Here is a 13,482-nt window from a genome sequence, read left to right as displayed (position 1 = left end):
AATGCTCCGTTTTTTATAAACAAAGCACTGCTCTTGGAAAATACATGCTTATCTTATAGTATACGATATTTTTGAAAAAATTACAAAATTTCGATATTCGTGTAATTTCCCCAATTATAGTGGTAATAGTTCTACTGATTCTAAATCTTCTAACCTTTGAATCATATGAACCCATTCCTCTGGTTTTTCGGAGAGAACAGAATAGTATCTTTGTAAAAACTGTACAATTAGTGTAGATTGCAATTCTGTTTGCTGTGGATTCGTTGGTAGAAAACAAAGGTCTAAACCAATGACAGCTTCCCCATCATTATTCCAAGATGGATGGACATAAGTAAAGTTCAGCTTCTTATAACCCAAGTGAGAGAGAACTTCACGACGGACATAAGGGTCCATCGGCTTTACACCACCGAACTCGTGGTTTTCTACTACATATGGATTATAGATTTCAGCAAACATTCCGTATAAGGTTTTTCCATTTTCTTGAGCAAGATTCTTTAAATCCTTCTCCCGATGTTGAGCTAGGAAAGGCCCAATCCCTAATCCAGGCTTCCCTATAATCGTAAAGTCGGTCATGGCAATATTCCAGTCCGGATAATAGCGGTATTCTGTTGCACCTACCACGTCACCTTCATTAACTGCAACAAATACACGAATTCCTGGATCTTCTAAAGGTTCCTTCCATAAATCAAACTCTAACACTTCTTCTTTTGGGAAGATTTCTTTCATTAAATTGTGCATCTTTTTAAATAGTGGATCAGAAATTGAAGTAATGCGTGTATATTCCATTCCTTTTTCTCCTCTACTCAACGATTAGGTTGGATTCCTCTTTTTGTGATTCTTTCATCAGTTCTTCTTTTTCCCAATCCGTATATAAATCTGTTCGTCGATCTCTCCATGTAGTAACAGCGCCTCTTTCTCTTACCTCATATAAAAGGCTTAAGTCTAAATCAGCTGTTATAACCATGTCATTGTTGATTTCCCCTTCTGCCAATATTCCACGAGGTGGGAAGGGAATATCATTAGGAGAGATGATGGCTGCCTGCCCATAGTTTGCTCTCATAAAATCAACGGTTGGAAGAGAGCCTACTGTTCCAGTAAGTACCACGTACACCTGGTTTTCCACCGCTCTCGCATGACTTGTATATCGAACACGATAAAAGCCATGTCGATCATCCGTACAAGAAGGACAGAATATTACGTCAGCCCCTTTTGCTTTTGCCATACGCACGATTTCAGGAAACTCAATATCATAACAAGTAAGAATCGCAATTTTTCCTTTTTCCGTTTCAAAAATTTTGAAATCCTCACCAGGAGCCATATTCCATTCATGGACTTCAGTAGGTGTTATATGCAGCTTTGCTTGCTCCCCAATACGTCCATCTGGATAAAAAAGATGGGCAACATTATACAATTTTTCACCACGTCGGATTACATGAGTCCCACCTACAATATACATCTTCGTCTGGATCGCTAGTGATGAGAATAACTCTAAATATCGAGAAGTAAAATCAGGTAATTCATTTATCGTTAGGGCATTTCCATTGTGGTCACCAATGGACATAAGTTGAGTTGTAAAAAACTCTGGAAACAATACAAAATCTGCTCCAAATTCTTGAGCTGTTTTTACATAGTGCTCTGATTGTTGTGCAAACTCTTCAAATGACTGAATGGTCTTTAATTCATACTGAACTGCGGAAACTCGAAACTTCATCGAAATCCCCTCTTTCTTCAATAGTACTAAAATATCAATAAGATGATTATTTATCTTTTTTGTCAGTAAATCAAGATTAATAACCTTCCAAATTTATATTTTATGAAATTGTTGTTTTTTGGAACACCAAAAAAGGTAGACTGTAGAAAGCCTACCCTTCTTGTTGTCTTTATTCATTAGCATCGACCTAGTATCCACCGTTACCGTAGGAAGATCCTACAATGATTAGAAGGATAAAAAGAACGACTAGGAGCACAAAGCCCATTCCATTACCACTATTACCCAATATGCACACCACCTTTATACAGGATAGTACATCCTATGTTTGTCTCTAGGTGATGGTTATTGGACAAACGTTGATTTAATGATATTGGCCTTTATTTTTTTTATTTTACATACCTCATAATCGTTTCTTCTAACTCCTTAATCTTTCTTTCCACTAATTTGGGATCATCTAATACTAAAGAGTGAACCCAAATTCCATCGTGAAGACCCCAATACATACTGGCTGCCACTTCGGCATCTAGGTCTTTCCTAAACTCCCCCTTCGTTTTCCCTTCTTCAAAAATCCCCTTTGTTAAATCGATGACCTTTTGAAACCGTTTAACCATAATATCCTTCGTTTGCTCATTATCTGCAGAATACGTCCAAAACTCAATCATGACTCGCATCATTTTTCTTTTATTTTCTCTGAAAGGGATATCTAAGTTAACGAGATACTTTAATTTTTCGGTTGGACTTTGTAATTCCTGAAGAGCATTTTGAAGCTTATGCATCGTTTCTTCAGTTTGACGGGTAATTAAACTGATAAACATTTCTTCTTTACTACTAAAGTAGTTGTAAATAGACCCTTTGCTTAAATTTGTGTAGTTCACTACATCATCCACAGAAGTGGCGTGGTATCCCTTCTGGGAAAAGCATTCTAATGCGGCTTTTAAAATGGCTATTTTCTTTTCTTCTTTAGCCTGACTTGAAATCTTAGGAGCCAACTGATCACCTACTTTTACAATTAGTAAACTGACTATACAGTTTGTATTTTAGAATATTATAGACTATCCAATTAAACTATTCAATTATTAGGTTTAGGGCTGGACGCATTTGGGGTTCTGCTTGTTATGTCGGCAAACGGACACAGTTTCCGCTATTTTCCAAAAATAGGTCTATTTCTTGTGTTTCACGGACAGAGGTTCCGTTATTTGGCTAATGTTGGCTCAAAAACCCTCACAAACAGCTAAATAACGGAACCAGGGTCCGCATAACACCTAAAAACCGGCTTTTCATTTAAATAACGGATCCTGAGTCCGCCAAAATGCCCTGACATACCCAAGAGCTCCCGACCCAGCCACGGATCCCCTTTAGTTAAACGGAAACTGATGAACAACGTGCCCTTTTCTACCTTTCGTTGTTTCAGCCTGTGATAGAGAGTTCAAAATTGCTTCCTCTGTTGCCTCCGCAACTGCCGTAAAAAGCAAGTTCATAATAGGGTGATCTTCCCTAAGTTGAGCTTTAGCCTCTATATATTCATTTGAGAAATGCGACGTTTTATTAGCTGTTGAAAAAGCAATGACAATATCTCCGCTTCCATGGCTAAAATGACTTCCAGTTCTTCCTAATCCAATCCCGCATCTTTTGGCTAATCTACCCAATTGGCGGTCACTGACTGGTGCATCAGTAGCCAAAACAATCATGATGGAACCATCAGCTGTTTCGTCTAAAGCTTTCCTGCCGTCCTGTTCAGATGCCCAATATTTGGCCTTTTGGAATTCTTCTTTTTTACCAAAGTTAGATAGGACTAAGCTACCCACAGTAAAAGTTTCTCCACTCTCATCTACCTTTACAACACGAGAGGAAGATCCAATTCCCCCTTTATAGCCAAAGCACACCATCCCTTTTCCAGCCCCCACTGCTCCTTCTTGAGCTTGGTCTGTTGTCGCTTTTTGAATCGCTTCCCTAGCATGTTCTGGTTGAACCGGTAAAAGTCGAATCGAATTGAGATGGCTATCATTACATTCTCCAACGACTACATTTATGGTTCCTGTCGTATCACCAATTTCAGGGTTTTCTTCGAGCATATGTTGGATCGTACCATGTGAAACAGCAGGAACTGCCAGGGTATTCGTTAGCATAATCGGTGATTCAATGACACCTAACTCGTTCACCTGAACAAGACCCGCTGTTTTACCAAACCCATTTAGTACATAGCTTGCGGCCGTTACTTTTTCTTTAAAAAGATTTCCTCCATGAGGCAAGATGGCCGTTACCCCTGTGCATGCATGCTCAGTTTTGTCCTCAGTTAATGGATAATCTAATGTCACATGCCCCACCTTAACTCCAGAAACATCCGTTATACAATTTTTCTTCCCAGGATTTAATCTACCAACCACAATACCCCTATCTCTTACTTTCATAACTGATCCTCCATTATTTCAATCTATCTATTATAGTATCATGTTTTACCCATTCATCCTTTTATTAGCAGATTGAAACTTAGGGGTAATCGCCTCAGATCCAATCGCTTTCGATAGACCAAAGGATGGCATGTTTGCATAAATACATTCATAGCTACCAGGCTTAATCTGATAGGTTTCATGATAGATACCAACGGCAGATGACTGGCTTAACTTTTGGTAAAAATTCCTCCAAGCCTTGAGATGTAAATCTCCTCTAGCGTATTTTTGTAAGTCCTCAAATGACTTCCAATATTGGACCAGCATTATGGTCCTGAAATTCATCGTGGTTTCCATAGAAAGAAAACCTAATTCTTTATGAGTGTACAGTTCTCGCAACATTGCAGGCATTGCTGTAAAAACAGGCCACCATTTATGAATCGCCCACCATTTATTAATTCTCATTCCAATTACAAATACCACTACTTCTTCCCCTGATTTTGCCATAAACCGACCGTTTTGAATTTCTTTTCCCATATCAATTTCCCCCTTATTTTTCTCTTAACTTCTTGATTGTATCTTCGCACCATTCGACCATTGCTCTTGTAGTCCGCAAACCATAATCCAGTGTAATAAGCCAGTACATCGCATCCTCTGTACCCTCACCTGTGTTTTGAATCACTCTTTCAATTTGTTCATACGTTTTTAGACGACTTGCCAGTTCAACCTGATAAAAACGCACTTGTTCTATTGCAATTTCAGTGGGCTGATGTCTACTGAAATATAACTTTAACAACAGTTCATTTTTAACTGTGGGGATCTCCTCTATTGGTTGTTGAAGCCACCTTTGAAGTTCTTCCCTACCTGCATCTGTAATAAAATATTCTTTTTTATCCGGCTTTCCTTCCTGACTCGTATCCTCCACGACCGCTAAACCATCATCTACAAGCTTCTTCAAATTGGGGTATATTTGACCATAGCTAATTTTCCAAAAGTGGGAGATGCTGTTGTCAATTATTTGCTTAATAGCATAACCACTTCGACAATTGGTCGTAATTAAACCTAGTAACACATATTTTGTATAGTTTTCTTTTGCCATTTTTCTTCTCCTATATCTTTTTGATATATATCATTTAGATACATAATAAACTACGATATTTCGTATGTCAACTTTTTCCTCTGACAAAAAAAGATGCTTTCTGCAATTAAGCAAAAAGCATCTTGACTCACTCATTAGTCTACAAACCGATCAAAAAACTCTAATATTTTGCGGTCTACTTTAATTTCATTTTCTTTCTTCGTAAAGCCGTGCCCTTCATCTTCAAGTACTAAGTACTCTACATCACGACCCTTTTCACGTAGAGCATCCACGATTTGGTCTGACTCCTCTTTTACAACACGAGGATCATTCGCTCCTTGAATAACAAGCATTGGTTTCACCATTCCATCTAAGTGTGTAATCGGCGAATACTCTGTCAGTTTTTCTTTATCTTTAACAGGGTCTCCTACCCATTGATTCATAAACGGCTTCCAGAATTCAGGAACAGACTCGTAAAAGGAGAAGAGGTTACTTACTCCGAAAATATCGACCACTGCCTTGAAGTACTCTGCGTGGCGACCGTGTAAAAGCAGTGCCATGTAACCACCGTAACTTCCACCCATAAGAAGGATTTTGTCTCTGTCTGCATAGCCATTTTTAATTAACCACTCTAGTCCCTCAACATTATCTAGTCGAGGCCCATGTCCCCAATCTCCTTCAACCATCTTCATGAACTTAAGTCCATAGTTAGAAGACCCTCTGAAGTTTGGAGCAAAGATAGAAAATCCTCTGTTAATTAAGAACTGAAAACGAGCACGGAACCATTTTCTTTCTAGTGATTGAGGTCCACCATGTGGCCATAAAATCACATGTCCATTGGAGTTATCTTCTTTTGCTCTAAAGAAAAGAGCTTCAATTTCAAGACCGTCAAACGATGGGTATTTTAATACTTCTGGTTCAACTAACTCCTCGTCTGCTACTCCTGGAACTCGATAATGCGTTAATTCTTCCCATGTAGCACCTTGGTCTGTCGATTTGAAAATATTGAATGGTCGAGTAGCATCACGACCAAGTGCATATAGGTTTCCACTTTCCATCACGACAACTTTGGCAATGACACTTGACGGTGTTGTTAGCTGCTTTAGCTCACCATTTGAAAGGTCATACTGATAAAAACGGTCTTCGACTCCATAAGATCCCACTAGATACAATACATTTTGATTTTTGTTATATTTAATGGTAGAAAAATCTTCTTCCTCCACCTCAAGAACCTTTGTAAACTCCTTAGTTTGAAGATCAAACTTTGCTAAGTAAGAAAGGTCCGCATCATAATCTGTTAGGAAGTAAATTTCATTTTCTGACACATACACTGGATTTGATGTTGTATGTTGATCTTTCGTAACGGGTGTAAGCAACAGATCTTCACCATCTGCATGAGCATATGCCAAAGAGTAAGTATTACCGAAACTCTTAATAAAAACAAAACTTTTTTCTTCAGGACTTACAGCGGCTAAGAAAGAAGGTGCCTCTTTTCCTTCCAAAATCTTTTCTTCTTCACCTGTTTCTAGGTTATAAATATATGTATTTAAAAATCTAGGATTCTCTTTGGTCCCCGTGTAGTATAAACGTTTTCCATCTTTTGAGAGGTTCGCAAAGAAATGACGTTCTTTTTCTTGGACCCGTAGAGGAACTAACTCACCCCCGTGAGGTTGAAGCGCGTATAATTGCGTATTCTCATCGCCATCCTGATCAAAACCAACTACCATAAACTCCCCTGATTTTGCATAATGAAGTGCTTGTGAACTTTGGTTTTTAAATGTTAATGGATATGGAAATTGATTAGGTAAATCCATTGCCCATAGGTTATAGTGACCGTTTAAATTTGTACTTAATACAATCTGTTTTTCATCTGGTCTTACTACGAAATCTTGAACTAAAAGAGTTCGAAAAAACTGTTCTACATCTGGCTTCGGAAATTGAACCATGATCTGACACTTCCTTTTTTTAAAAATTACTATAATTCTATCATATTTTGCGAAGGAAGTTGGTCCTTCTGAATCGGGTTCAAAAAAAGGATTTTTATCACATCTATCGAATATATTCTGGTCAGGGAAAATTTGGAGGAATCAACATGGAACAGACGAAGATGGTTGAGAAAGCAATTGAATATATGAAGGAACACATTGAAGAAGAGATTACGACTGAAGAACTAGCAAACTATGTTGGTTATAGTACCTATCATTTTATCCGGATTTTTAAAGAAATCACAGGAGTCCCCCCTAGACACTTTCTTTCTGCCATTCGCATCGAATCAAGCAAGCAGCTCCTGCTACATTCTTCCTCGACGCATTTAAAGACACTCCTATCTATTGGATTTCGAAGTATCGGTTCCTTCTCTTCCCGCTTTAAACAGTTTGTAGGAATTTCCCCTAAGAAATTTAGGAAGGAACAAGATACATATGTAACACATCTTGAGCTTTACCAGGAAAAGAAGACCAACTCTGGGGTACAAGGCTATAAGAAGCCTCCTTTAATGACTTGTCATATTAAAACTCCAGATTATTTTAAAGGAATCCTTTTTGTAGGTTTATTCCCCCGCCCTATTCCTGACCAGCGTCCTATAGTCGGAACCGCTATCAGCCATACTACACGTTATTGTGTGTTCACAGATATTCCACCTGGTGAGTATTTTGTGTTGGCTGCTGGACTACGTTGGGGAATGAATCCAAAGCATTATTTCTTATCGGAGCAATCAATCCGGGGAAAATCAGACCAGATTTCAGTGAAAATGGACTCCATATTAGATGTGAAAGTTGAATTACGAGAGCCCTTGCCATACGATCCACCAATCTTGATTAACCTTCCTTTATTACTGTTTGAAAAAGATCGAAAATAGAGATTAGCAATCTAGGAGAAATTTTTAACGACTCACTTTTTTATACTGAGTTTAGCACTTATGAAAGGATGTAAAGGGATGCCACAAACTGTTATATCAAAGCAAATTGAAGAACTCGAAGCGAATATTCATGAAAAGAAGAAGCAATTGGCTGAGCTACGTAAATCACTACCTGAAAAACAAGTCAGTGATTATTCATTCATAACTCCTAGCAATCAGCCGGTTCAGCTTTCTGAACTATTTGGAGATAAAGATGAACTTTTGATTGTTCATAATATGGGAAAGGCTTGTGCCTATTGCACCGTTTGGGCTGATGGCTTTTCTGGAATCTATCATCACATTGCTAGAAAAGCTGCTTTCGTATTGGAGTCACCAGATGCTCCAACTGTTTTAGCTGATTTTACAGCAGAAAGACATTGGACTTTCCCAGTTGTTTCTTCTGCAAACACTACCTTTAAAGAAGATATGGGCTTTGCAAAAGGTAAACAATATATGCCCGGTGTTTCTGTTATCCGAAAAGATGAAAACGGGATGATGTATCAAGGAGCAACCTCCTTCTTTGGTCCGGGAGATGATTTTTGTGCTGTATGGCCAATGTTTGATTTATTACCATCCGGATATAGTGACTATCGCCCTTCAAAAGAATTAAATGAGCGAGCACCCTTCCGTTTGACAAACAATATAGCTGTGCAAGTAAAGGATTACGACAAAGCATTGGATTTTTATCAGAATGTGATCGGAATGTCAGTCAGTGAAGAAATGATCAATGAGAAAAAGTTAACTTTAGGTGGTCTAAATATTTATGTAGAAAACCAACCAAGCCATGAAAAAGCTGGACAAGTATTCTTTGAGTATTCCGTTAAAAATTTTGCTGAAGTTAAAGAAACATTAGAAAAGGCTGGATGTGTAGTCACTAAAGTTTTTAGCGAGAAAAGTATGATGTATAAGGACCCCTACGGTCTACAGTTCCACCTATTTGAGGGAACAAAATAGTTTAGGAGGCCTAGTAAAATGTTAAATGAAATGTGTGTATTAACAGTAAAAGTAGCAAATATTAAAGAATCTATTCAATTTTATACAGAGGTGCTAGGTTTTGAAGTAAACAAGCATTATGGAGATTGTATTGTAAGTTTAAATCATAAAGAGATTCCGATTGTTCTTGAAGAAGCCCCAGATGTTGAGCTCCAACCGAAGCAAAATGTGTTGCCTGGGTTTGTTTCGTCTAACTTAGATCAAGATATTGAGGTTTTGCGTTCAAAAGGCGTGAAAATCCTTTTTGATGAACCAAGACCATGTCCTCCAGGAAGATATACAGTCATCGAGGACCCAACCGGAAATCAAATTGAGCTTCTCGAGTTTTCAAACTAAAAATTGCTAGGGTACCAGATCGCCTGGTATCCTTTTACTTTTTACAGGGCGGTGTTCAATGTGTTTAAAGAAATGACGATTCAATTTAGAGTCAGTAATATTAAAGAAGGTCTTAACTGGTATCAAACGTTACTAAAAAGAAAACCAGATTTTATTCCGCATGAAGGCTTTGCAGAATGGGAGCTAGTAAAAGGAAGTTGGTTACAGGTAGCAGAAGGCGACCCTTCATCCGGCTGTGGACCTTTAAGAGTTGGGGTTAACAATATAGAAATGGAGCGTAGCAGACTAATAAATGAACTCGGTATTGAACCATTTGAGATTTATTCAAGAGAAGGCGTTCCAGTTAAATGGGCAACCTTTTCAGATCCGTGGGGAAATCAGTTAGGGTTCTTCGAATATTTAGAGAAGGACTAATAAATCGTTTATCGAATTGTTGAAAGAAGATTAATGTAAGGGAGTTGCTAACATGGAGATTCATAATAACGACGAGGTCTTCCACATAAAGCTTGCAAAGGAAGATGACTTACAAATAGTATTAGATTTAGTTGTGAACGCTGCAGAATGGCTCCAATCCAAAAACACAACCCAATGGGAGTACTATTTAACCAACCTGGAAGAGAATACTCCGGAAATTTTTGATTCCATCCATAACACCTATATTTTAATGAAAGACAACATTCCTGTTGCCTCTGTGACACTCGAAACCTCACCTAATGAATGGGACCGTGATATTTGGGGTGATGAGGCAAACGAAGAGGGTGTTATTTACTTACATAGGCTTGTTGTTCATAGGAATTATGCTGGAGTAGGCTTGGGTACAAAATTATTGGAATGGTCGGAGCGTTTTTGTGCTGAAAAAGGAAATAAGGCCATTCGCTTTGATTGTTTAGCTAGCAACAAAGGTCTCAATGATTTTTACCAAAGGAGATATAAATTGAAAGATATCGCAAACATATACGGACAGCATAGTAAGTATGAGGTTATGTTGTAGGTTAGGAAGGGATAACAATTAGCATGGCAAATCAATTTATCGAGAAGTTTGTAGAAATAGAAGCCGACTTGAAAAGGCATTGTTATCATCTGGCCAATGGTTCTAGATGGGAAGCTGAAGATTTATTTCAAGAAACCATGATTCGTGCACACTTATCGATGGAGCAGAAACCAGACAGAGAGATGAATAAGTTTTATCTAAGACGAATTGCTACCCATCTTTGGATTGATGATTACCGCAGCAACAAACATTCTCCTACAATTGATTATGAGGAAGCAATTGGGAGAGGCAAATGGGATATTCATCTTACAACCTATGAAGTATTTGAATATCTATCCCAGCATTTAACAGCCAAACAAATGATGTTAGTTCTGTTAATAGACGGATTTGGCTTCAAAGCCAAAGAGACCGCTATCCTCCTTCATAGTACAGAAGGTGCTGTCAAAGAAGGATTGAAAAGAGCAAGACATAGATTAAAAGAATTAAAAACAAAAGAAACAGTTAGACCCATTGCATATACCCAATCCCCCACTGTAACGCCAGCTTTATTTAAAGCCTTGTTAGAGGGATTTCGTACTGGAAACCCAGAGACGATGTGTGATGCCTATTTAACTCTCTTAAAAAATGGTGTTGGAATCAAAGATATAAAACAGTCACAAGGTGTTTACTATTTTACTTTTCGAGATCCAGATGGCCATTTAATAAAATTTTCTACAGAAATATTTTTTTAACCCATTTCTTTTTACTTTTACTTTTCGTTTAACTATATGAAACTTAATCTAAGGAGTGGAAATTATGTCTATTAAAACAAAAGGGTTGGCTGTCATCCAATGGCCCGTTAGTAATGTAGAAAAATCAGTGGCTTGGTACCAAAAGGTATTGGGGGTTTCTCTAACCTTCCCTTTTCAACCTGGAGACCAGGAAGCATGGCTGAACTTAGGGAATGCTGGATTTGGTTTGATTCAATGTGAGGAAATTCCCACACTAGAATTTATCGATACATACAATAAAGTCCAGCCTATCGTCCAATTCCAAGTTGAAAATATTCATGAGGTGTATGAGGAGCTTCAGAATAAAGGGGTCAATACCGGAGATATGGTGTACAAAGAAGAAGGTGGTTACAGCTTTACTTTCTACGATCTTGATGGTCATGCAGCGAGCCTTTGGGGAGGCTGGCCTTCTGAAAACGAATAGTATGCTTCATAATATGTAGCCGTACCTTTGTGAAAGGTACGGCTTTTTGTTTGCGTTATTATGCTGGGGTTGCGGGTTGGTGGGTTGGCAGGTTGCGTTCCCTCTATTCACGTTTGGCTACTCACCAGGGCGCGTTTCCACCTTTGCGTTCCCTCCATTAACGTTCTGCTGCTCATCAGGGATCGTTTCCGGTGGTTGCGTTCCCTCTATTAACGTTTGACTCTTCATCAGGGCGCGTTTCCTACCTTTGCGTTCCCTCTATTCACGTTTGGCTACTCACCAGGGCGCGTTTCCTACCTTTGCGTTCCCTCCATTAACGTTATCTACTAACAGGGGAACAATACTAACCTCATTCCCAAACTAATGGATGCGCTTAACCGTAAAAGATGCAAAGCTATAACTTGGTGTTCCTACAATATCTGAAACCATTACCGATAGAGCATCATTCGCCTCAAGTTCTGCTTGAAAAACTTTATTCAATGTAAGGGACATGCTTCCTGAAGGAGCCATATTATAGATTTGTAATGTTGACATTTCGTACAAATCATCACTGTTATTCCGTGCAACATAAAAGGTTGCTCCTTCATTAGCACGTACATCTACAGTAATGGACACCGTGATTTCGTAGTACCCTTCTGAATGAACACCTACCGTGTGCGTTGACAAATCAGCTGTTGAGTTAAAAGACCTTTTTCCACGAGTATTAAACTCTAACCGACTACCAATTCCTGGAACAATACTTCTGATTGCATTTCTATAAATGGAACCAAATGCTATAAGGCCACCTGGTATACCCTGTTCTCCTTGTGGCCCCTGTGGTCCTCTTGGTCCAGGTGGTCCTTCTTCTCCAGGTGGACCTTGTAACCCTTGAGGTCCTTGTGGTCCCTCTGGTCCCCGCTCTCCTCTTGGACCTTGTGGACCTTGTTCTCCCGGTGGACCTTGCAATCCTTGATCCCCTTTTTCACCTTTTGGTCCTTGGATCCCTCTTTCTCCTTGTGGACCTTGTGGACCTACTGGACCTCTTGGCCCCTCTGGACCGCGTTCTCCTTTTTCACCTTTAGGTCCGCGTTCCCCTTGTGGTCCTGGTGGCCCTTGCACACCCTGCGGTCCTCGAGCTCCTCGCTCCCCTTGGGGTCCTGGTAAACCGCGTTCTCCTTGTGGTCCCGGCGGCCCTTGCACACCTGGTGCCCCTTGTGGACCTCGATCTCCTTTAGGACCCTGTGGACCTACTGGCCCCTCTGGACCTCTGTCACCTTTTAAACCTTGAGGTCCTTTTTCTCCCGGTGGTCCTGGTGGCCCTTGCTCTCCCTTAGGGCCCTGTGGACCTATGTCTCCTTGAAGTCCTTGTGGTCCTCTCTCTCCTTGTGGACCTGGTGGACCTGGTTCTCCTTTAGGACCTTGCTGACCAGTCTCACCCGGTGGTCCTTGGGAGCCTCTTTCTCCCTGTGGACCTGGTGGACCTTGAATTCCTTGAGGTCCTTGGGGACCACGCTCTCCTTGTACTCCTTGAGGTCCGCGTTCTCCTTGTGGTCCTGGTGGGCCTTGTTCACCTGCTACACCTTGAGGACCACGTTCCCCTTGTAAAGGTTGTAAAATCACTTCATTTTGTAAAGGTTGTACCCCGCCTTCATTTGGCATACTCTTTGGAACTGTGGCAGTTTCTTCATCAGAAGATGAGCTAGAAGATTCCTGGTTACTTGTTTCACTTTGAATCTGGTTATTTTCAATGATCTCTTTATATGTGGCATATCTTTGTTTATAAAGCTTATATTTCTTTTTATAATACTCCTTATCGTGACCCAAAAATAATCCCTCCATTTCATTCACTACTACTTGTTTATGCAATATAGGTAAAAATGGACTGGACAAGAGTTTAGTTTTTTATGAAAAATCGAG

General features: G+C 39.5%; 16 protein-coding genes. 7 read left to right on the top strand and 9 right to left on the bottom strand.

Annotated features, from left to right (window positions below; genetic code table 11):
* Positions 1-114: 114 nt before the first annotated feature.
* The 8 genes from ABDZ91_RS06765 to ABDZ91_RS06730 all read right to left on the bottom strand — a co-directional run bounded on the left by ABDZ91_RS06765 (position 115) and on the right by ABDZ91_RS06730 (position 7,122).
* Complete coding sequence (locus tag ABDZ91_RS06765) at positions 115-786, bottom strand: GNAT family N-acetyltransferase (RefSeq protein WP_343797492.1); 672 nt, start codon at positions 784-786, stop codon at positions 115-117.
* Between the two features lie 13 nt (positions 787-799).
* On the bottom strand, positions 800-1,711 hold the full coding sequence (locus tag ABDZ91_RS06760) for a carbon-nitrogen hydrolase family protein (protein ID WP_343797491.1): 912 nt from the start codon (positions 1,709-1,711) through the stop codon (positions 800-802).
* 187 nt (positions 1,712-1,898) lie between these two features.
* Positions 1,899-2,015 (bottom strand): YjcZ family sporulation protein, encoded by a 117-nt coding sequence (locus ABDZ91_RS06755; protein WP_425541798.1) that lies wholly within the window; start codon positions 2,013-2,015, stop codon positions 1,899-1,901.
* A gap of 82 nt (positions 2,016-2,097) precedes the next feature.
* Positions 2,098-2,700: a TetR/AcrR family transcriptional regulator gene (locus ABDZ91_RS06750; protein WP_343797489.1), complete on the bottom strand. Its 603-nt coding sequence runs from the start codon at positions 2,698-2,700 to the stop codon at positions 2,098-2,100.
* A gap of 366 nt (positions 2,701-3,066) precedes the next feature.
* The gene (locus ABDZ91_RS06745; protein WP_343797487.1) at positions 3,067-4,119 is read right to left on the bottom strand and encodes a DmpA family aminopeptidase; all 1,053 of its coding nucleotides are present in this window, start codon (positions 4,117-4,119) and stop codon (positions 3,067-3,069) included.
* A gap of 45 nt (positions 4,120-4,164) precedes the next feature.
* Positions 4,165-4,635 carry a DUF4188 domain-containing protein gene (locus ABDZ91_RS06740; protein WP_343797484.1) on the bottom strand — a complete coding sequence of 157 codons (471 nt, stop codon included), beginning with the start codon at positions 4,633-4,635 and terminating at the stop codon, positions 4,165-4,167.
* 13 nt (positions 4,636-4,648) lie between these two features.
* Positions 4,649-5,197 (bottom strand): PadR family transcriptional regulator, encoded by a 549-nt coding sequence (locus tag ABDZ91_RS06735; protein ID WP_343797482.1) that lies wholly within the window; start codon positions 5,195-5,197, stop codon positions 4,649-4,651.
* Positions 5,198-5,331: 134 nt separating this feature from the next.
* On the bottom strand, positions 5,332-7,122 hold the full coding sequence (locus ABDZ91_RS06730; RefSeq protein ID WP_343797480.1) for a S9 family peptidase: 1,791 nt from the start codon (positions 7,120-7,122) through the stop codon (positions 5,332-5,334).
* A gap of 146 nt (positions 7,123-7,268) precedes the next feature.
* Here ABDZ91_RS06730 and ABDZ91_RS06725 point away from each other — a divergent pair, with 146 nt between their 5' ends.
* From ABDZ91_RS06725 to ABDZ91_RS06695, 7 genes are all read left to right on the top strand, one after another.
* A complete protein-coding gene (locus tag ABDZ91_RS06725) occupies positions 7,269-8,033 on the top strand; it encodes a helix-turn-helix domain-containing protein (protein WP_343797478.1) in 765 nt (254 codons plus the stop codon).
* A 78-nt stretch (positions 8,034-8,111) separates the two neighbouring features.
* Complete coding sequence (locus ABDZ91_RS06720; RefSeq protein WP_343797476.1) at positions 8,112-9,026, top strand: DUF899 family protein; 915 nt, start codon at positions 8,112-8,114, stop codon at positions 9,024-9,026.
* 18 nt (positions 9,027-9,044) lie between these two features.
* Entirely contained in the window at positions 9,045-9,401 is a 357-nt protein-coding gene (locus tag ABDZ91_RS06715) for a VOC family protein (RefSeq protein WP_343797474.1), read from the top strand.
* Between the two features lie 60 nt (positions 9,402-9,461).
* Positions 9,462-9,815 (top strand): VOC family protein, encoded by a 354-nt coding sequence (locus ABDZ91_RS06710; RefSeq protein ID WP_343797472.1) that lies wholly within the window; start codon positions 9,462-9,464, stop codon positions 9,813-9,815.
* 52 nt (positions 9,816-9,867) lie between these two features.
* On the top strand, positions 9,868-10,392 hold the full coding sequence (locus tag ABDZ91_RS06705; RefSeq protein ID WP_343797470.1) for a GNAT family N-acetyltransferase: 525 nt from the start codon (positions 9,868-9,870) through the stop codon (positions 10,390-10,392).
* Positions 10,393-10,415: 23 nt separating this feature from the next.
* Positions 10,416-11,123 carry a sigma factor gene (locus ABDZ91_RS06700; protein ID WP_343797468.1) on the top strand — a complete coding sequence of 236 codons (708 nt, stop codon included), beginning with the start codon at positions 10,416-10,418 and terminating at the stop codon, positions 11,121-11,123.
* A gap of 64 nt (positions 11,124-11,187) precedes the next feature.
* Positions 11,188-11,586 (top strand): VOC family protein, encoded by a 399-nt coding sequence (locus ABDZ91_RS06695; RefSeq protein ID WP_343797466.1) that lies wholly within the window; start codon positions 11,188-11,190, stop codon positions 11,584-11,586.
* Positions 11,587-11,946: 360 nt separating this feature from the next.
* Here ABDZ91_RS06695 and ABDZ91_RS06690 read toward each other — a convergent pair whose 3' ends face one another.
* Entirely contained in the window at positions 11,947-13,389 is a 1,443-nt protein-coding gene (locus ABDZ91_RS06690) for a collagen-like domain-containing protein (protein ID WP_343797464.1), read from the bottom strand.
* Positions 13,390-13,482: the final 93 nt, after the last annotated feature.

Source organism: Bacillus carboniphilus, assembly GCF_039522365.1.
GTDB lineage: Bacteria > Bacillota > Bacilli > Bacillales > JC228 > Bacillus_BF > Bacillus_BF carboniphilus.
The sequence above is the reverse complement of the archived record's forward strand: the minus strand, read 5'-3'. Positions and strand labels throughout refer to the sequence as shown.